Source organism: Methanolapillus ohkumae (genome assembly GCF_032594355.1).
Classification (GTDB): Archaea; Halobacteriota; Methanosarcinia; order Methanosarcinales; family Methanosarcinaceae; genus Methanolapillus; species Methanolapillus ohkumae.
In genome coordinates this window covers 1,053,480-1,075,939 of record NZ_CP131061.1, presented here as the reverse complement: position 1 = coordinate 1,075,939, position 22,460 = coordinate 1,053,480, and the positions used below count along the sequence as shown (strand labels likewise).

Here is a 22,460-nt window from a genome sequence, read left to right as displayed (position 1 = left end):
AAGACAAATCATAATTTTTCTGCAGAAATATTTCAAAATCATTAGTCGATTCGTTTTTTAAAACAGAAACTTTTTATCGTTGAAAAAATCAGGCATAAACTTCTGTTTTATAATTTGATTTCAAATATTTTTAATTTTAATTTTAATTTTGAAGTTTTTCCATGTCCGGGTCATTATTTTACAAGTTGCTGTGTCGTTTTTCTGTTTTAAAATTGCCGCAATCTGTTTATGGTTTGAGTATTGCTGCGACTGTTTATGGTTTTAGTTTGCTGCAATCTGTTTATGGTTTGAGTATTGCTGCGACTGTTTATGGTTTTAGTTTGCTGCTACTGTTAACTGTTTTAATATTACTGCAATCTGTTTCTATTCCATCTGCTGTACTTCTCACCAACATATCTTTCTTTTAATGATATCCGAGAAATTCGAGATGCAAAGCATCTCGAATTTTCGGGAAGGCTTGCTTGAATTGGATAATTACAGACGATTCCAGTACTTCAACTTTTGAATCCAAAATCGAAAGGCTTGTTTGAATTGGATAATTGCAGACAAACGTTTTTCTGGGATTGGAATAAATTGTTCGGATTTTGCAACCGATGACGCCCACCGCGTGCGTTATAGAACTCATTTTTTGTGAATGCCAATAAAACCGGCCGCCGTTCTTTTTTAAAAAATAGGTATTAAAAGGATCATTTTTTTCCGTATTTTCGGATATGGTTCCATGACCGGATCCATTTGCTTTCATCCATGCCGGTCTTTGTGATATTTTCGTTTTCATCATCATAAATACGGATATTTGTCCGCCCGAATGCCTTTCTATCCTCGCCAATTGGGCAAACTTTGATACAAACACCGCACGGAGAAATCCCGCGGTTTGCCAAATATTCACTTTGGGCGGTGCATTTTTGCTTGTCAATTTTCGATTGGGGGTACGGGATTTCTTTATCGCCGCAAATCGCGCCTTTCGGGCATAAACGCGCGCAGAGCAGGCATTCAATACACAATTCCATTTCCGGTTGGGCAGGTATTTGGCCGACTCCCGATTGATCGACACCCAATTCGTCCAAAGCGGCAGCGGTCAAAACCGTCGTGAATCGAATCCGGGGTCCGTATTTTTTGGTTAAAATCACGTTGTTGCGCCCAAATGTCCCAAGTCCGGCATGGTAGGCGGCATGTTTATGAGAAAAGGCCGCCACCGGATTTTTTAGCAGCGCGGAAATTCCGGCGTACCCGTCGCGCGAAACCGGCATACTTGGCATATTTTCTTCATTCAAGAAAAGAGAAATTTCCAACGCCTGATGGTCTAAAAAAGCGTTGAGGGTCTTATAATGCTCATTGTAATAAACAGATGGCGTCGTCTCCAAAATCGGCAAATTCACCGGAACCCCGATGACAATTGCGGTTTTTGCGAGAGGAAAAATATTTTCCGGGAAAAAATCCGGATGAATCGGATACTTTTTTTCAAGCTCCCAGAGTTTTGTTTCGGCAAAACCAAATACCGGCAGAAGATGGTTCTTTTGTTTTTCCAAAAGAAACTGATACAAAGTTTTCATTGGACCCCTTCCGTCGTCTGATCGATCGCTTTTATTTGCCGGTCACCAAATCCAAGATGCGAACCGCTAAATGAGCACCATTAGCACCATTGTCGACACCGACGCTGGCCACAGGAACGCCGGGCGGCATTTGCGCAATCGACAAAAGTGCGTCCAATCCACCAAGTTTGGCACTGACCGGAATTCCGATGACAGGTTTTTTGGTTTTAGAGGCAACAACACCCGGAAGCGCTGCCGAAAGACCGGCAATGGTGACGTAAACCAAAGCATCGCTTTTTTTGATGTAAGCGTCCAAGTCATCCGGGTTTCTGTGCGCGGAAATGACCACAACTTCATACGTATAATTTGTTTTTTCAAGGACAGATACGGCTCGGTCGGCAATTGCCCGATCCGACTCGGATCCCATAATGATTGAAATTTGAACCAATTTTATTCCACCGGTCACTTATTAAAAATTAAGATGCTCAAATCTTGCTTTTCATTGATTAAAAAGTTACTGGGACAAGAAAACTTGAGTATAGATAAAGAAAAATGGATTCATAACATTTAATTTTTTGTCTGAATCGGCAAAAAACAGACGATTTTTAATTTTTCACATTTTAATAAATACTGACACCACGAACACCTTTCGCTTTTAAAATCCGCTCGACCAAATTTCCCGGAATTTTTTCATTGGTAATAATGGTCAGCTTCGGATTTTCCGTAAAATATGGGTCGTCCGACACGGCTTGCCGGATACTGAGTCCCGCATCCGCAATAATACGAGTGACATTTGAAATAATTCCGATATCGGCACCATCATCCGGTGTGATGACAACGACTCCCAAATTCAAATGTGGCGCCACATCCGCCAAAAACGGAACCGACTTGACGTTTTTAAAAATATCATACAACATTTCATCTTCTCGGATGTGTTTTGTCGCAGCGTCCACCACGCGGCGGTCAACATGAATTTCTTTTCCAATTTGAACGTGTGGAATTTCAATTTTTCCGGAAACGACTTTTCCCGCGTCATTGACTTGAAAACCACGTTCGAAAAGGAGCTTGACAACCTTTTCCTGAGCCGGATATTTTTCGAATTGAATACGGATCGGTTCCCACATAATTTTCCCTCTGCACTCCTCTGTACAAAAACCGCAGTAAATGATTATAGTTGTACATTTATGTATTATATAAACGATTCTAAATGATTCAAACGGTCGATTTTATCTCATCGTTATTTCATCGTTATTTTCATCGTTATTTCATCGTTATTTCATCGTTATTTCATTTTTATATCATTTTTATATCATCGTTATTTTATTGAATTGTTGAAATTTCGGTGTAAATGTTTTTTCCTATAGTTTGTCGAATGAAAAATATAAATCCATCTCCGCAGATCTTCCGAAATATTTATTATTCATAAAGTCTTTGTAATGAATATGTCTACCGTGAAAAATGCCCCCCGGACCGCAACTACGATCGTTATTCGTTCGGATTCCAGTGCGCGTGTCAGTCATTCCAGAGATCCGTATTACAGTTTAATGCGGCGTGTTTTTCAGGAAGACGCGACAGCCGTTCGCGGCCAAAAGTTTTTAAACATGGTTGAAGAACGTCATAAATCCGGCAATCCCCTTCGAACCGATGAATGGGAAATGATTATTGAGCAACTCGGCACAAGCCGCGCTTCTTTTTATTCGATGCGTAACAAACTCATGGGGGCTGGTTTGATTTCTGTTAAAAATCAAAAGTATCGGCTTTCCGGACAATTCTCCAAAGATTTAATCGACATGGCCCGCTGGTGGTGGACAGCGATTTTGGGAAACGAAGAGGATTCGGGAGATTTGTAATTTTTCAAAAATCGTTGTCTATCGGAAAAGTATATATATCATTTTTCACTTGTAGGACTTGATTTTCGTGTTTTTCGTACTTAAAACGCGGTAAGGTCATCAAAGCCCGGTAGTGTAGTGGTCAATCATACGGGACTCTGGATCCTGTAACCTCGGTTCGAATCCGTGCCGGGCTACTTATTATTTTTCATTTCATTTTTTATATTTCATTCTATTTCTTTTTTTCTTTCTTTTTTTTCTTCATGGTTCTTAATATTTTCAATTTTATACGATTTTTATGCTGTTTTTATACAATTTTTATGCTGTTTTTATACTGTTTTTATACTGTTTTTCTTTTGATACATCTTAATTTTTTTTAATTTCTTGATAGACCGTATGTTTTCGCCACCCATGAGGACATTTTGAAAAAATGACAAAGTTTCTGGATACTGATTATTTTTTTAATTTTTTGGAAATTTATCGGACAAAAATATAAATAACACAGTTTCACATTAACACAACATCTTCAAAATCAACATCTTAAAATAATTTATCAACAATTTATCAACAAATCATCAAAATCGGAGTTTATAATTTGTATCTGATTGTTACGGAAAAAGAAACTGCGGCTAAAAGAATCGCGGCGATTTTGGCGGAAAACAAAGTCAAAAAAGTACGGTATCCAAAACTTGGGATTGAGACGTATGAGTTTTCCTACAAAAAACATGAGCGGACAGTTGTAATGGGACTTTCCGGGCATGTTGTCGGCATTGATTTTCCGAAGGAATATAATAACTGGCAGAAAAATGAAGCCCGGGATTTGATTGATGCCAACATCATCGTGACCACCACCAACAAAAAAATTGTGACAGCGCTGAAAGTTCTTGGAAAAGATGCCGATTTGGTCACGATTGCCACCGACTACGATCGGGAAGGAGAACTCATTGGCGTGGAAGCACTTTCCCTGATTCAATCCGTCAATCCGAATGTGAAATACAATCGGGCGCTTTACAGCGCCATTACTCCTAAAGACATCACCCACGCGTTTGAAAACCTGACGACCGTCAATTTCAATTTGGCTGATGCCGGACACTCCCGAGAAGTCATTGATTTGGTCTGGGGCGCTTCTTTGACACGTTATATTTCTCTTTGCGCCGGCCGCCTTGGAAAACTCTTTTTATCGGTTGGCCGGGTTCAATCCCCGACATTGGCTTTGATCGTCGAGCGCGAAAAAGAACGGGAAGCGTTTGTTCCGGTGGATTATTGGGAAATCGAAGCGACACTGGAGACGCAAAAGAAAGAATCGTTTGTATCGGAATACCATATGAACCGAATCTTTGAAAAAGAAGTGGCAGACCGGATTTTTAAAAATGTGATTGTCGGCGGAAAGGCTAAAGTCGCAAGTGTTGAAGCCAAAGAGCGAAAAGAACATCCACCGATTCCGTTTAACACCACCGAATTTTATGTGGCGGCATCGGCGGTTGGGATTTCCGTAAACAACGCCAAACGCATGTATCAGACGCTTTACGAAGCCGGTTATTTGTCTTATCCAAGAACAGACAGCACGATTTATCCGGAAAGTTTGGAGCTTCGTTCCTTGATTGAAATGTTTCTCGGTACCGAATTTGATTCTTACGCGAAAGAGTTGCTGAAACAAAAAACGCTCACGCCGACGCAAGGAAAAAAGGAAGATCCGGCACATCCGCCGATTCATCCGGTGGCACCGGCCAAGCGGTCTGACATCAAAGAAGATGAATGGAAAGTTTATGAGTTGGTCGTCCGCCGCTTTTTTGCGACATTCGCGGGCGAGGCGGAATGGGATACGCTCCGGATTGAAATCGATATCAATGAGGGGGAAAACAAAGAGGACTTCAAAGTCAACGGTTCCCGTTTAAAAAATGAAGGCTGGCGCTGGTATTATCCGTACAATAAGCCGGAAGATCGCCTGTTGCCGCCGATGGCGGAAGGGGATGTCCTTTCCGTGACGCACAAGGAACTCTTTGAAAAAGAAACCCAGCCGCCAAGCCGGTATGGTCAAGGCCGTCTCATCCGGATGATGGATGATATGGGAATCGGTACAAAAGCGACACGTGCCGACATTATCAACAAACTTGTTTCCCGATATTATGTTCACGGAAATCCGCTTCAGCCGACAAAAATGGCGTATGCCGTCGTGGACACGCTTGAGCGGTACACGCCCACCATTGTGAAACCCGACATGACCCGGCAGCTGGAAGAGGATATGGATAAGATTTCGGACGGAAAAATTAAGGAAAGCGATGTGTTGGCGGAATCTCGGGAGATGCTTGACAATATTTTTAAGGATTTGGAAAAGAATCATGAGGAAATCGCAAAGTCACTTCAGTCCGGTCTTTTGGAAGACAAAATCGTTGGCCGGTGTCAGCTTTGTGATTCTGATTTGATTATCCGGAAATCGAAAAAAGGTTCCCGTTTCATCGGTTGCAGCGGTTATCCGGAGTGCAGTTATTCTCTCCCGCTTCCGAGAACCGGTCAGGTGGTTGTGACCGATAAGATGTGTGACGAGCACAAAATTGCCAAAATTAAGATCATTACCGAAGGGAAACGCCCCTGGGAATTCGGCTGTCCGGTCTGTAATTTAAATGATTGGGAGCGCCAAAAGGAAGAGGCGGAAAAGAACGGCCAGACCATCATTTCTTATTCGGAAGCCGCAAAAAAAGCGAAAGAGCGAGCAAAGAAGGAAGAGAAGAAGGAAAAGGACAAAGAAAGAAAAGCAAAAGCGGCAGAGATTTCGGAAACAGCGGACGTGGCGGTGGCGGCAAAAGCCACAAAGTCGGTGAGGACGGCAAAAACCGTAAAAACCGCAAAAACCGCAGCAAAATCTTCTCTTTCAAAAACCGCACAAAAAACAACAGCAAAAGCCGAAAAATCAAGTTCTTCTTCAAAATCAAAGCCGGCGTCGGAATCTTCCGTCCGGGAGCTTTCCGACATCAAAGGACTGGGTGACGTTTCATTGCAGAAGTTAAACGAAGCCAAGGTCAAGACGGTCAATGATCTAAAAGTTGCTGATACGGAAAAATTGGCAAAAAAGACAGGAATCAGTGCCAAAAATATTGAGAAATGGAAAGAGTCCGTCAGCTGAATAAAGGCATTGGCGACAGAAAATCATTTTCAGCAACAATTTTCAGCAACAGTTTTCAGCAGCAGTTTCGACAATAATTATTCTTGGAAAACCATCCCGAAAATTCGGACGCGTACCCGCGTCCGAATTTCTCGGATTGTTCATCCGGAAAGGATTTGTTAGCAAAATGCAGCAGCAAGTGATAATTTGCAAGCAGACGCAGCAAACTGTAAAACCATAAACTAAAAAACAGATGCCCTTATTTGTAAACTTATAAATAAAGCCGTCCGGTCGGTTTTGTTGAATACAATTCAAAAACTTGTGCCATAACGCGCGACGGCGGCGGCTCAAAAATAAAAGTGCAGTCAATTCTTATCTGAAAACCGTACTTTGTAAACATGTTTTTATTTTATTTCATATTGTTTTATTTCATATTGTTTTATTTCATATTGTTTTATTTCATATTGTTTTATTTTTGTCTCAGATTTATTTTTCGGGAGTGTTATGGAACTTCAATTTTTAGGCGCATGCCGGGATGTCGGCCGTTCCGCTGTTTTGGTGGACGGGGCCGTTCTTTTGGATTACGGCATCCAAGTCGGCGAGGTGACCGAATACCCGGAAGGGTCGGTTGACCCGAAAGCGGTGTTTGTCTCTCACGGGCATTTGGATCACACGGGGGCGGTTCCGGGACTTTTCGGATATGGGAAATCTCCGCTTCTTTTTATGACGCCGCCAACACGTTCTCTTTCGGAAATGCTTGCCAAGGATACCCTTAAAATCGCACGAGCTGACCGGGGACGGGATGCTTGCGGGTTTTGTCCGTTTTCTGAAGACGATTTGATTCAAATGTTTCGCCAAACCGTGGAAATCCGGCCGGGTGAAGCGATAGATTTGTCGGATTACGATTCATCCTTGAATTACACGGCACGCACATTTGACGCTGGACATATTCCGGGAGCAGTTTCCATTTTTTTAAAAGACCGTTTTTCTAAAAAAAGTGTTTATTATACAGGCGACCTGAATCAACAGGACACTCGGCTGGTCGGGAAAGCCACACAAGCGGCTCATGCGGATGCGCTGATCATCGAAAGTACCTATTTCGGGCGTGACCATCCGCCACGCGGCGAAACGGAGAATAAGTTTATCGACGACATCTTAGACACCCTCCATCGCGGCGGATGTGCGCTCATTCCGGCTTTTGCAATCGGGCGGACGCAAGAAATCCTTTTGCTGCTTCACGCATACGGCATTTCTCCCTACATCGAAGGAATGGGTGTTGAAGCTTACAGCCGGCTGATTCAATTTCCGGACTATCTGAAAAACAAAAGCAAAAAAGAACTCGTCTCCGCTTTTCAAAATTCGATTTGCTTATCGCCGCAAGGAAAACCCGGCGGCAATGCCGGAAATTGCGGAACCGGCAGAAACAGTGGCAGCAGCAGAAAAAACGGCGGTTCCGGCGGATACGCAAGCCATCAACACATCCGTCATGCGCCACTGAACGGTTCCGTCATTTTAACCACGTCCGGCATGCTGGAAGGCGGACCTGCGCTTTATTATTTGGAAAAATTAAAAAATGACCCGCGTTCCCGATTGATGCTAACCGGCTTTCAGGCGGAAGGAACAAACGGGCGCCGGATTTTAGAATCCAAATCATTTGAAAAGGATGGCCGAATTCACCGCCTGAGCATGCAAGTAGAACGGTATGACTTTTCCGCACATTCCGGCGATTCGGACTTAAAAAAATTCACAAAAAGTTTTTGCAAAAACGGGGTGGAAAAAGTCTTTTGCATTCATGGGGATGACACGCCCGGATTTGCCGAATGGATTATTGAAAATGTCGGCGTGGACGCGTACGCACCGGAAATCGGCAACCGTTTCTCTATTTGAACCTGAAATATGAAACAGAAAAAAAATGAATAAAATTGAAAAAAATAATTGAAAAAAATAATTGAAAAAAATAATTGAAAAAAATAATTGAATAAAAATCATGAAAAAAAGAAAAAATGGATTGAGTTGGCTTAATCTGCCCACAAATATTTGTATTTGTCCAAAAATGCATATTGCTCTTGTTCGCGTTCCCGTTTGTAAATCATGGCGGCCGGATGGAATATTTTTAAAATATTTTTGCCGTCTTTTGTCTTTTTGACTTCTCCCCAGCCGGCACTTTCTCCAAATGCTTTTTCCGCGGTATTTCCAAGCAAAATAATCACGGCCGGATTCATTAAATTCAGCTGTGCCGTCAAAAACGGACGGCAAATCTCTATTTCTTTTACGGTCGGCGTCCGATTTTCCGGCGGCCGGCACTTAATCGTATTAATGACTGCCCAATCCTCCTCTTTGAGTTTCATGTAATCAATCATTTTGTCCAAAAGCTTTCCCGCCCGCCCGCAAAAAGGAATACCGGTCTCATCTTCATTTTTCCCAGGCGCCTCGCCGATAAAAACAACTTTAGGATGCGTCGATCCCTTTGAAATGACTTTGTTGGTCACCGTTTTGTGCAAATCACAGCGCTTGCAATCCAAGATAAGTTTTTCAATGCCGGGAAACGTTTCCATTATTGTTTCTTTTGTATTTACATCCGGTTTTTCATTCTGTTTCGTATCCGGCTTTTCACTCTGTTTCGTATCCGGCTTTTCATGGACCCAGTCATTTAAGGATCTGTTCATTTTTCCACTATCGTTTTTGTGCTTTTTTTTCTCAAAATCGTCTTTGTCAACAGGCGAAAGGTTCATATTGCCTGATTAGGTGATTAAGTTATATATATTCGAGCAATATATTCAAGCATTGTCGTGATATTGTTTGTGATATTTGGTTCATGTTCTGCGTTCTTTTTAATAAAAAACAGATACAAAAGGTGTTAATTTGAAAGTGATTGTTGTCGGAGCCGGTGAAGTCGGTTACAACATCGCCAAAATCATGTCGGAAAAAAATGACGTGATTGTTGTTGACAAAGACTCGGACCGAGCCGCGCGCGCAAATGAATTAGATGTCGGTGTTGTGGTTGGAAATGGCGCAAATGTCGATTTAATCAAAAAGCTGCCGGCGTTTGACTTGTTTGTTGCCGTCAGCAACAATGACGAAATCAATATTTTAGCTTGCCTTGGCGCGAAAGCGGTCTCCAAAGGAAAAGCCAAAACAATCGCACGTGTCAGCAATCCCGATTACATCAAAAAACCGATTTCCTCTCGAACGGAAGTCGGCATTGATGTCATGGTCTGCCCGGAACTATCGCTCGCATCTGAAATTGCAGAACTCTTGTATTTGCGCGGTGCCGTCGACGCCGAGCTTTTCGCGGACGGAAAAGTAGAAATGGTCGTTTTTTTAATTTCCGAAAACAACCCGCTGATTGGAAAACCTTTCAAAGAACTCGATATTTCCAAAAATTGCATTGTCAGCGCGCTGATGCGTCAAAGCGATGTGATTATCCCCAACGGCGACAGTTTTTTGATGCCCGGGGACAACGCAATCATTATCTGTAAAACCGAAGATATTGACTTCATTCAATCTTGTTTTGCGCCGGAAGATCCGGAATCCGACAAAAAGAAAAAACGGAAAAAAATATTGTTGATCGGCTGCGGTGATGTTGGCTTGTATTTGGCCAATCTGATTGACAAAGATCCCAATGTGGATTTGAAAATTATCGAGCAAAACGAAGACCGTTGCCTTGAGATTGTAGATATGCTTCCAAATTCCCTCATTCTTAAAGGAGATGCGACCGACATTGATCTCCTTCGGGAGGAAAGCGCGGGGGATTCCGATGTGGTGGTCGCCGTCACCGACAGCGATGAGAAAAATCTGCTATGCGGTCTCATGGCCAAACATTTCGGCGCTCAAAAAGTCATTGCCCGGACAAGTCATCCGGATTACATTCCTGTTTTTGAAATGGTTGGCGTCGACATTGCGCTCAGCACCAGAAACGCAACCGTCAACGAAGTGTTGCGCCTGACGGCCGGAACCGGAATTGAAACGCTTCGGGCGGTACCACAAGCCAAATCTGAAGTTTTGGAATATCATGCAACCGAAAAATCCAACATCGTCGGAAAGCCTCTTCGGGACTTGGATTTTCCCGCGGATGCTATTATCAGTATGATTGTCCGCGGCAAAGAACTCATTGTCCCCAACGGAAACACAATCATTCAACCGGAAGACCGGGTCATTCTATTTTCAAAACCGGCAGCTTATTCCAAATTGAATAATTTATTCAAATAACATCAAGCAATTATCAACAATTATCGCAACAATTTTTCAAATGACATAATAATTTTATTTAAACAATCGGCGACGGTACAATGAATTTTAATAACGTTTTTTCCATTCTCGGCAAAGTTCTGTTGATTTTGGCCGGGGTTCAACTCATACCGCTTCTTGTTGCCGTTTATTATCAGGAACCGCTCCTTCCGTTTTTTGTTTCAATGTTTGCGGCGGCGGTCATTGGTTTTATGCTGAACCACTTCTCAAAACCCAATAATGACGAATGGGTAATTCGGGAAAGTTACGCCGTCATTGCTTTTAGCTGGTTTTTTTGTGCGATTTTTTGTGCGATTCCCTTTTTATTTGAAGGTCTCTCTCCGATCAACGCTTTTTTTGAATCCATGTCGGGCATAACAACCACTGGCGCCACCATCTTGACGGATATTGAATCTTATTCCCGAAGTCTTCTTTTTTGGCGCAGTTTTACCCAATGGCTTGGCGGTCTTGGAATTATCGCGCTTTTCATCGCGGTCATTCCCAAAGTCAATATGCGCGGACGCCAGCTTTACAAAACGGAATTCTCCGGGCCGACCGAAGATAAAATCAGTCCGAAAATCAGCAACACCGCCAAAATTTTGTGGGGTCTTTACATCGGGTTGACCGTCATTTTGGTTGTTCTTCTTTTGGTCATGAAAATGTCCTTTTACGATGCGCTCGTTCATTCTTTTTCCACCATGGCCAGCGGCGGTTTTTCGCCTTACAATTCCAGCATCATTATTTTTTCCAATCATAAAATCGAGATTGTTTTGACAATTTTTATGCTGATTGCCGGAACCAACTTTGCGCTCATCCATAAGGCGCTTACGAAAAATGTCAAATCGCTGATTCGGGATGAGGAATTTAAAGCTTATATTTTGTTTTTCGCAATTATTGTCGGGTTTTTATCCATTCTTCTCATCCGGGATATGGATTACGGCATCTTGGAATCTTTCCGCTATGCGTCGTTTCAAATTGCATCTCTTATGACGACAACCGGCTTTTCCAGTATTGATTACAATCTTTGGGGGGATTCCGCCAAAATGATTCTTTTGCTTGCGATGTTTACCGGCGCATGTTCGGGGTCCACCGCCGGTGGTCCGACGATTGTCCGGTGGCTGATTTTTGTCCGGCACGCCCGCCGCGATATTTTTAAAGTTTTGCATCCGAGCGCGGTCAAACCGATTAAATACAACGGAAAAAGCTTGTCGGAAGATGTTGTCCATTCCGTTTTGTCATTCATGGTACTTTATTTGTTTGTTTTCATTATCAGTTCCGTTCTTCTCAGCATTTTGGGACTTGATATTGTAACGTCGGTCACGTCTTCCATCACGACGCTTGGAAATGTCGGTCCAAGTTTTGGGATGATCGGACCCTTAGATAATTTCAGCGTCTTGCCACCGCTTTCCCGAATCATTCTCATCGCCAATATGTGGATCGGACGTATGGAACTCTATACCGTTTTGTTGCTGTTCACCTCGGAATTTTGGAAAAGATAACCCCGAAAAGATAACCGGACTCAACTCCAAACAAAAATCGGTCCGCGGTTTTTGTCATCACAATTTTTATGTTTTTTGATATTGGATAATAATATTTATGAGAAAAAGATATTTATAGTAAGTTTTCTATTTTTCACTTTCACAAGGAAGGGCTCGTGGTCTAGCCGGTTATGACGTCGCCTTTACATGGCGAAGGTCCTGAGTTCGAATCTCAGCGGGCCCATCCGAAACATTTCATTTCTTTTCGTATGCAACATAGTTTTATACAAAAAGGAATATTTACACCAAAAGAAAAGAGGTAGGCGGGCTCGTGGTCTAGCCGGTTATGACGTCGCTTTCACATGGCGGAGGTCCTGAGTTCGAATCTCAGCGGGCCCATCTCTTTTATCTTTTTTATTAATCTTTTTTCTTTTTGTTGTTTTTCGCGTCCATGTATTTTTTCTTGTCTTCCGGACTCAGTTTTTCAATCGAATAGCGCAACATGGTTCTGGGCATTAATGCCGCGTTTTCATCCAAATATTTTTTTAAAACCGCCTCATCCTTTTTACCAATTTCCCGAAGCATCCAACCGGTGGCTTTGTGAATCAAATTCTCCCCGCTGTCCAAAAAGCAATCGCATAATTTCAAAGTCGGTTGGAAGATTCCGGCTTTGATAAAGGCATGCGTTGTTAGGATGGAAATCCGATTTTCCCACAAATCATCGGACTTGGACAATTTTGAAATTGTCTCTTTTCCCAGGTTTTTCGGGTCTGTTTTTAAAAACCAATTCCCTAAAATGTAAGATGCGGAGCCGTCGACCAAATCCCAATTGTTGACGTATTTCAAATGATCCAGGTAAAGCGCCACAATTTCTTTTTTTTCCCGGGCAGCTTCTTTTTTGATTTTTGCATCATCTGTTGCATCTGTTTTTGTGTTTTCCATCCGCTCAGCCGCGTTATACTTCTCCACCATCATGAAAAGAGCCGCCTGCCGGAATTCATGAACGGGCGACGTCAGAAGTATTTCAAGCTCTGAGAAGCGGATGTCTTTGTAATAGGATTTTGCCGCGGCCCGGACTTTGGGAACAATAATCCCGATAAAAGTGTCGCCTTCTCCGTATTCACCGGGTCCGGTTCTGAAAAAACGTTGATGATGAACCGCTTTTATTGGATCGGCATCTTTTTCCATTTCCGAAATTATTTCTTCCGCCGTCACATCCTTTTTTTTGGAAGCCATCCTTTCATCCCTTCTCATTTTTGGTTGACATTTTTTTCCAAATCCAGCAATTTTTGTTTCAAATCCAGGCCGCCGCCAAAGCCGACCAGTTTTCCATTTTTGCCGATGACGCGGTGACATGGAATAAATATCGGAATCGGGTTTCTGTTGTTGGCCATTCCGGCCGCCCGAACGGCTTTAATGTTTCCGGCCGCCGCCGCGATTTCCTGATAACATACTGTTTCTCCATAGGGGATTTTTAAAAGCGCATCCCACACCTTTGTCATAAATTCGGATCCTTTTGGGGCCAGCGGCAAATCAAATTCCATCCGGCGTCCGTCCAAATATTCTTCCAGCTGGGAAAATGCGGATTTGTGAAGCGGCGTTTCCAAAGAACTGTCCGCCACCTTTGACAAATCATAAGAATAATTCTCAAAAAACAGATGAGTAACAGTGTTACCGCCATCATCAACTCCAATTCCGATTCTTCCAATGGATGTTTCCCTAAAACAAATCATTTCCGCTCTCCTCTTCTTACTTTTCATTTTTAAAAAATTCATTGATTTGAAGTGACTTTAACACTAAAAACAATCTGATATTTTAAAAGAAAAAGAGATGCGAACATATAAATCTTTGACAAGCCGGGTGAAAGTAAAAATTTTAAATGAATGAAAATTATGGCGAAAAATTATGGCGAAAAATTATGGTGAAAAATGATTTGTTTTAATCTTTCAGCGTTTTTTCACGCAGCAGCCGGTTGTACGTAATTGCGAAGCGGTGCGCTTCATCTCGGATTTCTTGCAAATAAAGAGAAGCTTTCTCATCTTTTTTTATCGGAAGCGGATCCGCTATTCCCGGGACAAAAACCTCTTCTTCACGCTCCGCCAGGGAAATCACCGGCGTTTTAATTCCTAATTTTTTTAATTCGGCAACGGCATAAGAAAGCTGTCCTTTTCCGCCGTCAATTACAATGAGGTCGGGGAGTTCTTTTTCTTCCTCCAAAATCCGGGAATACCGCCGGCGGACAACTTCGGCAATGGAGGCGAAGTCATTGATTCCGTCCACGGTTTTGATTTTAAACCGCCGGTAATTGGATTTATCGGCTTTTCCATCTCGGAATTGAACCATGGACGCCACCGTATTCGTTCCGGACAAATGAGATATATCAAAACATTCAATGACACTTGGCGCTTTTGGAAGCATCAGGCGTCGGCCGAGCTCTTCCGCTTTTGAAATAGAGCCGAAGAACGCGTTTTCAATGTTTTTCTCCGCCAAAATGAGCAATTCTTTTTTTGCGCCTCTTTTGGGCACCGTGATTTTTACAGGCTTTCCATGCCGCTGAGACAAAAAATCAATAAGAGACCGGCTGATTCGCGTCGGTTTTTCATCGGCTTCATCCTCCGTCCACATTTCGTTGTCTGTCTGCGGTTCACCATCTGTCCCCGTTTTATCTTTGTTTTTGTTTTCTTTTTTGTTCTCTTTCTTCTCCTCTTTCTTTTTATTCCCGTCCGAATTTTGTTTTTCATTCATGAGGGCGTCCGTTTCATTTTCCGTGTAAGCTTCCTCTTCCAAAATTTCGGACTCTTCCGGTAAAATAAGTTCGGCCGGCGTTTCATGCCCGGAATAATATTGAACCAAAAATTCTTCCAGGAAATTTCGGCTGTAATCAAACGCGAATTCTTCCCTTCCGACCAACGTTCCCTGGACAACATTAAAAACCATGATATAGATCTTGTTTTTTTGGATGATGTAATTGACCACGTCTTCCTCATGCTTAATTTTTCGAACGGCATGCCGGTTTTTCAAATAATCCAACGAATAAATTTGATTCCTGAGTTCCATCGCGAATTCGAATTCCTGATTTTTGGCATGCTTTTCCATTTCCTCTTGAAGGGCGAAAATCAGTTCGTCCGTGTTTCCACGCAACACGAAATCCGCTTTTTCAATACTTTTTTTGTACTCTTCGCGGCTGATGTTTCGGACGCAAGGCGCGCTGCAATGCCCGATGTGATGCCGTAAACAAGGTCTTTTGGGAAGATTTCGGCAGGACCGGAGTTTGAATGTTTTTTTAACAACATCCAAAACAACATCTCGGTCGGCGGCGGAGACAAACGGGCCGTACAATTTTCCGCGGGTTGTGGCTTTCCGTAAAATTCCGATTCTGGGAAATTCGTCATCTGTCAAATAGATAAAAGCGTAATTTTTGGCGTCTTTTAAATCAATATTGTATTTGGGCGTATGCTTTTTAATGAGTGTGTTTTCCAGGATCAGTGCTTCCACTTCGTTTTCTGTTAATATGTATTCGGCGGAATCAATATTTTTCACCAAAAGACGGGTTTTTGGATCATGATCTCGTTTTTGAAAATAACTGGAGACCCGTTTTTTTAAATTTTTTGCTTTGCCGATGTAGATAATCTCTTGATCTTTGTTGCGGTAAATATAGCATCCGGGAGACTGCGGGATGGCGGAAAGGTCAATAGCGGACATAGGGCCTCAGAAAATCCTTTTAATTTTGAAATCTTAAAAAAGTTTAAAAATCATCATCCATTTCGTCATCCATCAAATCGTCTTGAAAATCATAATCCACAATTTCAATTGAAACTTTATTCCCGCTGCGGTCAAATGCTTTCCAGGAAGTTCGGTTGTAGGGATGTCCGACGATGAGATTGATGTCTCCGGCTTGAAAAAAAATGAGGTCTTCCTCGGACGGGTAAATGGCACCGTTTGGGTGGCTGTGAATAGATCCGGCATGTTTCATATTCGGAAGCATCCATGTGTTGAGGCTGACGCTTTCATCGGTTGCGGTGGTACCCGGCAAATAAATAATATTCGTAATCACATCGCCGTCCGCTTCCAAAAGGGCGCCGAATTCGTGGGGATGGGATGCTTTACAGGAAGCTAAAATAAAATCTAAGGTCTCGGAAGCAATTTTTTTGGCGGTCATTTTTCTTTCCTCAATCATTCTGTCGATTTAGAAAATAAAAGTTTTTTTATTATAAATAAATGCTGTAACGTCCGGAACGGGTCAAAAGTTCGGAATCGGAATGTGAAATCCGAAAAAATTCAAAATGAATCGAAAATGAATCGAAAATGAATCGAAAATGAATCGAAAATGAATCGAAAATGACGTGAAAATGAAACAAAAATGAAAAAATAAAAACTATAAATACAAAATAAACAAAAATGAAAAAAAAGATAAAAACAAAATAAAAAATAAATTAAAACAAAGTGTTTGAACGGTTTTTTGGTTGAATCTTCAAAAGCCCGAATTAATATTCGGGCTCTTCGTAATCGAAAATATCTTTTTTCTTTTCTGTTTTTTCTTTTTCGGAATCAGAACTCATCTCGTTTCTTTTGGGCAATTCTTCTTCGGCATCGCCTTCAAATGTGTATTTTGCGGCAACACTTTCGTTTTGAATCTCGCCATCGTCTTCAAACACATTCATGTCGATGAACTTCTTTTGTCCTTCTTCACTTGTTTTTGTTTCATGGACAATCGCAGCAGCCGGCTCGGTCATTTTTGGTTTTTGCGGAACCGGTGCATCTTTTGGGGCATCTTGCTCTTTTACGGCTGGTTCGCTTTCCTTCTCGGTTGCCATGACGGTGTCAAAATATGAATATTTGTGATTGAATTTTTTCTTTTCTTCGGAAGGGGAAGAAGTTGCCGGTTTTGATGGCGTCGGGGTCGATTCCTGTCGGGCAGGCGGTGTCGATGGCGCAGCCGGCACCGGTGAAGAATTCATATTTTTTGTTTCAAAAACTTCTTTTTCCGGTTCATCATAAACCGGCGGCTTTGGTTTTTGACTTTCTCCCTTCTTCAATGGGACGATAAATTCGGAATCTTCTTCCACAGCTGGTTTTTTTGTGATGGTCGACCCGACAATTCCGATTTTTGCGTCCGGATCCATCGGACGGCTTGGGTCCCGGGGAATGTTGGATGAACTTAATGTGGAAGCCGATGATTGTTTCTGTCGTGATTTCGGCGGAACGTATGAATCTAAATCAGAAGACGATGTCGAAGACGGTGCATGTAAATTTGAAGCATCAGAACCGGCAGACGCAGTTAAAGCAGCCGGTGCAGCGTCGAATGTGCCTGGGTCGGATTCGGAAGACGACACCGATGTTTGCTTTTCTTCACGTTTCGGTGGTTTCCATTCCGGAATTTTTTCATCTTCTTCTGTCAATTCTTCGGCTTTTGATCCGGATTTTGGGTCTTCGGAAATAGATGGAATTACGCCGGAGGCACCCGCAGTCTCTTTTTTAGAAGCCGCCATTTCTTTTTTGTTTGCTTTTTCGTTCTTTGCTTTCTCCTTTTTGCTTGTTTTCACTTTAACCAAACCGTTCATCCGGTCGAATTTTCGTTTGCCGATGTACCAACAAACAGCAGCAACAACAATCATGAGGACAATAAAGCCTAAAATTCCCAATACAATAGTCATCGTTTCCATAATCGGAAATGATGACACTTTTTCTATATAAAAATTCCTTCGCTTCGCTTCGGAATTTTTCAAAGGACCGAAAACATCCGCAATCAATTTTGTTATCCAAATAACTCTCTTTGATCTCAAAAATTATGATTGACGGCAATTATCCAATCCCGGTAAATCCCCTTAAAAATTCGGACACACATCGCATTTCGAATTTCTCAGATTATTATGAAAATTAATAAACATATGCAGCAATACTGAAATGATCGTAAACAGACAGCGTTTATTTGATAAATAAAAACAGCCGGTTGGTTTTATTGAACTCATTTCAAAAATATGTCGCTTTAATGCGCGCAAGCGGCCGCACAAATGAAAAAAAAGAAAAAAGAAAAAAGAAAAAAATCAATTCAAAAATCAAACATTAAACTAAGATGGTGTTTCCACTATACTCGTTTTGCTTGTCGATGCTCATTTGAATGAGAATTTCAAAGATCTTTCGAACCGATTCCACATCCAGATTTTTTTCAACGGCAAGGCTGGATGCCCGGTCCAACACCTTTTGCATTTGCTCTTCATCCCGAATCGGCTTATTCATTTCTTTTTTGGACGACAGGATTTCGCCGGCCAAATTCGTTCTGAGTTCAATCAAATCCATGATCTCTCGGTCAATTAATCTCATCTTTTCTCGGGCGGATTCCAATTTACCGGTTGCCATTTTTACCATCTCTTTACAGATTTAAACATTATCAACAATTATCAATCAACATCAAAACATTACTTCTTTTCTATGAATCGGCATATTATATAAAATTCATTGACATTCATTTCATTTATTTTTCAGCCGGTTGAAATGAAATTATCAAAAAAATATTTTTTCAAAGATTTTCTGTTTCTCATGAAATTTATAAATACTAGGTTTAACATTTTTGATTGTCTATATTTCTATGTTTCTTTGAAATTGGGCCAAAAACAAACAAATTACAAACATTTCTTCAAAAATATTTAAGCAATTATTGAGTCACAATTTTTCCGATTGGAGGAAAAGTATGAGTGTTGTTACCAGCGTCAAAAGTAGATTTTCAAAATTTTTTGGAAAATTATTCAAGAAAAAAAATGCCTGCATTGGTATTTACGGCCCGCCGAATGCCGGGAAAACCACATTGGCAAACCGTATTGTTAAAGATTGGAGTGACAATTCCGATGAGCCGCTCGGATCTGTTTCCCACATTGCCCACGAGACCCGAAAAGCACAGCGCCACCACAAATTAGAAATCGAATCCAAAGGCAATAAAATCTGCCTGGATGTCGTCGACACCCCGGGTCTTGCGACCAAAATTGATTTTCACGACTTTATGAAAGAAGGCTTGACCGAAAAAGAATCCAAACAACGCTCCAAAGAAGCCACGGAAGGCGTGATTGAGTCCGTCAAATGGCTGGACGATTTGGATGGCGTCATCTTGGTGATGGACGCGACGGAAAACCCATACACCCAAGTCAACGTCACGGTGATTGGAAACATGGAAGCCCGCAAATTACCGCTTTTAATTGTCGCCAACAAAATCGACCTGCCGACTTCTAACCCGGATGCCATTCGGGAAGCGTTCCCGCAACACCCGTTCATTGCGATTTCCGCACTTGATGGAACCAATATGGAAACGTTTTATGAATCGGTTGCCAAACAATTCGGGTGATTGACATGAGCGACATACAACTCGATTTAGTTTCCGACGCCAAACTTTCCAAGATGGGGTCCACTGAAAAAGTGCGCTACATCATTGATGAGGTTCGGAAAGGAAAAATTATGGTTCTTGAAAAAGGACTTGACCCGATGGAAGAAGCCAAACTGATTGAAATGACTATGAGCGAAATCCATGATGATTTTGTCGGCCTTGAAATCGAAAGCTACCCGCGGGAGAGCAATGCATCCTTTTTTGGCAAATTATTGAAAAAAGATTCCGGCCAGCAAAAATTAACCGTTATCGGTCCCGCCAATCGGCTTAAAACGCTCCGGAAGGATAATTCTTTAATCAGCACATTGGTGTCGACGAAATAATGCGTCAAACGCATTATTTTTTTAACCCCTTTTTTATTTTTTCCATTTTATTTCTTGTCTTTCAACCCCTTTTTTATTTTGTTTCATCCATTTTTTATTTTCAGATTTTTCAAAACATTCTTATTTGTTTATTCCTCCCGCCACTTCTCTCAATTTTTTAAAACTGTTAGGATCCTATCGGTAATATTTTTAAATCCGTTTGTCCTATGAAGGTGTTATGAATGTTTGATTATTCGTTTCAAATTCAATCTCAAATTCAATCTCAAATTCAATCTCAAATTTAATCTCCTTTATCTTTCGTTATCATTGCCCGTTTCATATAATTTTCAACCTTAACGTTTCGCATGGATTGCAGATCAATTATTACAAATTGCGTTTGGCTTTAACCATCATTTCGACGGTGTTTATTTTGCTCAAAAAAGAAAGCTCATTCCCGGAAAAAACCGATACCAAGATTCCCGGTATTATTCCCCAGAACTTGGTTTCTTTTGAAATGGGAAATGAAAACATCACACTTGTTTGTACTTATGGGAAAATTTCCTTGGTTCTCAACAAAAATGTGACCGATTACTACATCGGGCGGATTCTCAAAGGCATTTCCGACGTGGACAATTCAACATCACACGAGATGGAAATCCTGTGTGATTTTGATGAAATTCCGGGCTATCAAACCATGGGATACACACTGGTCACGTACGGCCGGTATAATGGAAAATACCGGGTTACTTTTAACATTCCGTTCTCTTCCGAAAAAGCGCTTTACAATTTGACCGTTTCTTTTTTCAAAGAATTGGAAAAGCAAAAATCACTCAAAAAAGACTTCTATTGGAACGGAAAAGACAGCGATATCGTCCGGCTTTTTTTCAAATTAAAAGACATCGAAAATTGGGATGTTAAATTAATTAAAAACAAAGAACAGTAAAAAGAGTATGAAAAAAGAAAATGAAATAATTCAATTCATTTTCTTCGCTTCACTTATTTTTTGGGGATTTTGTCGGATTTCTCATCGATTTTGTTGTTGTTTATTTTATCGTTTATTTTATCGCTTATTTCATGTTTTGTTCTTTAAATTTTGAACATTATAATTTTGAATTTTCAACCATCTAAATATAAAAACAAAAAACAGTTAAAAATCAAGCGAAAAAATGCAAAAATCAAGAAAAAAATCGGAAAAAAATGTAAAATTCAAGTTAATCCCTCCGACAAATGTTCAGGATTAACCGAAATATTTCGCCGCCTCAAATTATTTTTTGTTCATGCGTTTTCATCCGACGGATTCTCTTTTTCGCCTATAAAATATGAATGCGATTATTATATTTCCATGAGTATAATATTCATGAAAATCCGCCAATTCAACACGTTTTATAATTACGATTAGTGGAAAACGTTTATATACAGCATGTTAAATATAGTTCCAAGCTACTATTCATTAATGTTTACAGTAGAGGGTTTTCAAATGGCTAGTGAAAAATTAAATATCATTGAACAATTCAAAAATCTTGATGTCCTCAAGATGGACCGCCGGACGTTTTTAAAGGCGGTTGCCGCCCTCGGAGCGACAAGTTTCGTTTCCGTTTACGGAAATCAACTCGCAAGCGCGTTGACTTTCTCGGAAACCAAAGTCTTGTGGCTTCACGGCGCAGAATGCACCGGCTGTTCAGAATCCGCGCTCAACGGTGAAAAACCGGAATTTGCGGACGCACTTCGCGAACTGAACATCAGCTTGACCTACCACGAAACACTTTTGGCGCAACAGGGTATTTTCAACGACGGAAAACTCGTCAACACATCCGACTTAAACGCCGAAATTCTTCTCCATGATTTGATTGAAGCCGGCAACTACATCTTGGTTGTGGAAGGCTCAATCGGAAACGGTCCGGACGGAACCGGAAAAATCTGTATGTACGGCGGAAACACATTCAAATCCGTGTTCGAACACGCCGCAAAGAACGCCAACGCGATTATCGCTCTTGGAACCTGTGCCACCTACGGCGGAATTACCGTGACCGACGCGGCCACCAAGAAATACTGCGACTTCAAAGGTGTCATGCAAACCGAGCAAGACCGCAATGATGGTATGCTCCAACTTCTTAAGATTAATAAACCGTGCGTTAACTTACCGGGATGTCCCTCCCACCCTGACTGGCTCTTCTTGACCGTCGCGGGAATTCTCCTCGGAAAATTGGACTTAACCGACCCCAGCTGGCTGGATGCCGATGGAAGACCGCTCATGTTCTTCCCGCAAGACGCTGTTTTGCACGACAACTGCCCGCGCCGCGGATACTATGACCGCGGAGTTTTGGACAAAGACATCGCACAAGGCGGCTGCCTCTGGAAAATCGGCTGTAAGGCCCCGTACGTCCACTCGGACTGCGCCCTTCGTAAATGGAACGACGGAACCAGCTTGTGTATGCAAGCCGGCGGACCATGTATCGCTTGTGTTGAACCCATCTTCCCGAACGGATCCATGCCCTTCTATGAAGAAAAGGAACGCGTCGAAATCTTATTCGGCGTCAACATGGGAATGGTCGCAGCGTTTGTGATTGGAGCGGCCGTTGTCGCCGCCGGTGTTCACGCTGTTCGCAGAATGAAGAAGGAGTGA

20 protein-coding genes and 3 tRNA genes are annotated in these 22,460 nt (G+C 41.8%); 12 read left to right on the top strand and 11 right to left on the bottom strand.

The annotated features are described in order from the left end of the window. Positions 1 to 403 precede the first annotated feature (403 nt). From MsAm2_RS04665 to MsAm2_RS04650, 4 genes are all read right to left on the bottom strand, one after another. Positions 404 to 625: a hypothetical protein gene (locus tag MsAm2_RS04665; RefSeq protein ID WP_338097102.1), complete on the bottom strand. Its 222-nt coding sequence runs from the start codon at positions 623 to 625 to the stop codon at positions 404 to 406. A gap of 61 nt (positions 626 to 686) precedes the next feature. Continuing rightward, complete coding sequence (locus MsAm2_RS04660; RefSeq protein WP_338097101.1) at positions 687 to 1,550, bottom strand: epoxyqueuosine reductase; 864 nt, start codon at positions 1,548 to 1,550, stop codon at positions 687 to 689. A gap of 31 nt (positions 1,551 to 1,581) precedes the next feature. Next, complete coding sequence (locus MsAm2_RS04655) at positions 1,582 to 1,977, bottom strand: 5-(carboxyamino)imidazole ribonucleotide mutase (RefSeq protein ID WP_338097100.1); 396 nt, start codon at positions 1,975 to 1,977, stop codon at positions 1,582 to 1,584. A gap of 172 nt (positions 1,978 to 2,149) precedes the next feature. After that, the gene (locus MsAm2_RS04650) at positions 2,150 to 2,653 is read right to left on the bottom strand and encodes a TrpY family transcription regulator (RefSeq protein WP_338097099.1); all 504 of its coding nucleotides are present in this window, start codon (positions 2,651 to 2,653) and stop codon (positions 2,150 to 2,152) included. A gap of 318 nt (positions 2,654 to 2,971) precedes the next feature. Here MsAm2_RS04650 and MsAm2_RS04645 point away from each other — a divergent pair, with 318 nt between their 5' ends. The 4 genes from MsAm2_RS04645 (at position 2,972) to MsAm2_RS04630 (ending at position 8,345) form a co-directional block, all read left to right on the top strand. Beyond that, the gene (locus MsAm2_RS04645; RefSeq protein ID WP_338097098.1) at positions 2,972 to 3,379 is read left to right on the top strand and encodes a hypothetical protein; all 408 of its coding nucleotides are present in this window, start codon (positions 2,972 to 2,974) and stop codon (positions 3,377 to 3,379) included. A gap of 103 nt (positions 3,380 to 3,482) precedes the next feature. Next, positions 3,483 to 3,555, top strand: a tRNA-Gln gene (locus MsAm2_RS04640). Positions 3,556 to 3,953: 398 nt separating this feature from the next. Then, positions 3,954 to 6,479, top strand: coding sequence for a DNA topoisomerase I (locus tag MsAm2_RS04635; RefSeq protein ID WP_338097097.1), 2,526 nt, complete (start codon positions 3,954 to 3,956; stop codon positions 6,477 to 6,479). Positions 6,480 to 6,962: 483 nt separating this feature from the next. Further along, positions 6,963 to 8,345, top strand: coding sequence for an MBL fold metallo-hydrolase (locus MsAm2_RS04630; RefSeq protein WP_338097096.1), 1,383 nt, complete (start codon positions 6,963 to 6,965; stop codon positions 8,343 to 8,345). Positions 8,346 to 8,476: 131 nt separating this feature from the next. On the opposite strand, the gene MsAm2_RS04625 is transcribed toward MsAm2_RS04630, so the two are convergent. Continuing rightward, positions 8,477 to 9,190 (bottom strand): uracil-DNA glycosylase, encoded by a 714-nt coding sequence (locus tag MsAm2_RS04625; protein WP_338097095.1) that lies wholly within the window; start codon positions 9,188 to 9,190, stop codon positions 8,477 to 8,479. A 130-nt stretch (positions 9,191 to 9,320) separates the two neighbouring features. Here MsAm2_RS04625 and trkA point away from each other — a divergent pair, with 130 nt between their 5' ends. The 4 genes from trkA (at position 9,321) to MsAm2_RS04605 (ending at position 12,562) form a co-directional block, all read left to right on the top strand. After that, positions 9,321 to 10,667 (top strand): Trk system potassium transporter TrkA, encoded by a 1,347-nt coding sequence (gene trkA, locus MsAm2_RS04620; RefSeq protein WP_338097094.1) that lies wholly within the window; start codon positions 9,321 to 9,323, stop codon positions 10,665 to 10,667. 80 nt (positions 10,668 to 10,747) lie between these two features. Beyond that, positions 10,748 to 12,184 carry a TrkH family potassium uptake protein gene (locus MsAm2_RS04615; protein WP_338097093.1) on the top strand — a complete coding sequence of 479 codons (1,437 nt, stop codon included), beginning with the start codon at positions 10,748 to 10,750 and terminating at the stop codon, positions 12,182 to 12,184. 149 nt (positions 12,185 to 12,333) lie between these two features. Further along, a tRNA-Val gene (locus tag MsAm2_RS04610) sits at positions 12,334 to 12,407 on the top strand. Positions 12,408 to 12,488: 81 nt separating this feature from the next. Continuing rightward, positions 12,489 to 12,562 (top strand) — tRNA-Val (locus MsAm2_RS04605). Between the two features lie 18 nt (positions 12,563 to 12,580). Here MsAm2_RS04605 and MsAm2_RS04600 read toward each other — a convergent pair. The 6 genes from MsAm2_RS04600 to MsAm2_RS04575 all read right to left on the bottom strand — a co-directional run bounded on the left by MsAm2_RS04600 (position 12,581) and on the right by MsAm2_RS04575 (position 18,520). After that, entirely contained in the window at positions 12,581 to 13,399 is an 819-nt protein-coding gene (locus MsAm2_RS04600; protein WP_338097092.1) for a DNA alkylation repair protein, read from the bottom strand. Between the two features lie 14 nt (positions 13,400 to 13,413). Then, entirely contained in the window at positions 13,414 to 13,923 is a 510-nt protein-coding gene (locus MsAm2_RS04595) for a methylated-DNA--[protein]-cysteine S-methyltransferase (RefSeq protein ID WP_338097091.1), read from the bottom strand. A 178-nt stretch (positions 13,924 to 14,101) separates the two neighbouring features. After that, positions 14,102 to 15,865 carry an excinuclease ABC subunit UvrC gene (uvrC, locus tag MsAm2_RS04590; RefSeq protein ID WP_338097090.1) on the bottom strand — a complete coding sequence of 588 codons (1,764 nt, stop codon included), beginning with the start codon at positions 15,863 to 15,865 and terminating at the stop codon, positions 14,102 to 14,104. Positions 15,866 to 15,908: 43 nt separating this feature from the next. Further along, on the bottom strand, positions 15,909 to 16,322 hold the full coding sequence (locus MsAm2_RS04585; protein ID WP_338097089.1) for a Mov34/MPN/PAD-1 family protein: 414 nt from the start codon (positions 16,320 to 16,322) through the stop codon (positions 15,909 to 15,911). 325 nt (positions 16,323 to 16,647) lie between these two features. Next, complete coding sequence (locus tag MsAm2_RS04580) at positions 16,648 to 17,826, bottom strand: hypothetical protein (protein WP_338097088.1); 1,179 nt, start codon at positions 17,824 to 17,826, stop codon at positions 16,648 to 16,650. A gap of 400 nt (positions 17,827 to 18,226) precedes the next feature. Beyond that, positions 18,227 to 18,520, bottom strand: a complete 294-nt coding sequence (locus MsAm2_RS04575) for a chorismate mutase (RefSeq protein WP_338097087.1) — start codon at positions 18,518 to 18,520, stop codon at positions 18,227 to 18,229. Positions 18,521 to 18,851: 331 nt separating this feature from the next. On the opposite strand from MsAm2_RS04575, the gene MsAm2_RS04570 reads away from it, so the two are divergent. From MsAm2_RS04570 to MsAm2_RS04555, 4 genes are all read left to right on the top strand, one after another. Beyond that, positions 18,852 to 19,496 (top strand): Era-like GTP-binding protein, encoded by a 645-nt coding sequence (locus MsAm2_RS04570; protein WP_338097086.1) that lies wholly within the window; start codon positions 18,852 to 18,854, stop codon positions 19,494 to 19,496. Between the two features lie 5 nt (positions 19,497 to 19,501). Beyond that, complete coding sequence (locus MsAm2_RS04565; protein ID WP_338097085.1) at positions 19,502 to 19,858, top strand: DUF2073 domain-containing protein; 357 nt, start codon at positions 19,502 to 19,504, stop codon at positions 19,856 to 19,858. A gap of 409 nt (positions 19,859 to 20,267) precedes the next feature. After that, a complete protein-coding gene (locus tag MsAm2_RS04560) occupies positions 20,268 to 20,780 on the top strand; it encodes a hypothetical protein (RefSeq protein WP_338097084.1) in 513 nt (170 codons plus the stop codon). Positions 20,781 to 21,314: 534 nt separating this feature from the next. Beyond that, positions 21,315 to 22,460 (top strand): hydrogenase small subunit, encoded by a 1,146-nt coding sequence (locus tag MsAm2_RS04555; protein WP_338097083.1) that lies wholly within the window; start codon positions 21,315 to 21,317, stop codon positions 22,458 to 22,460.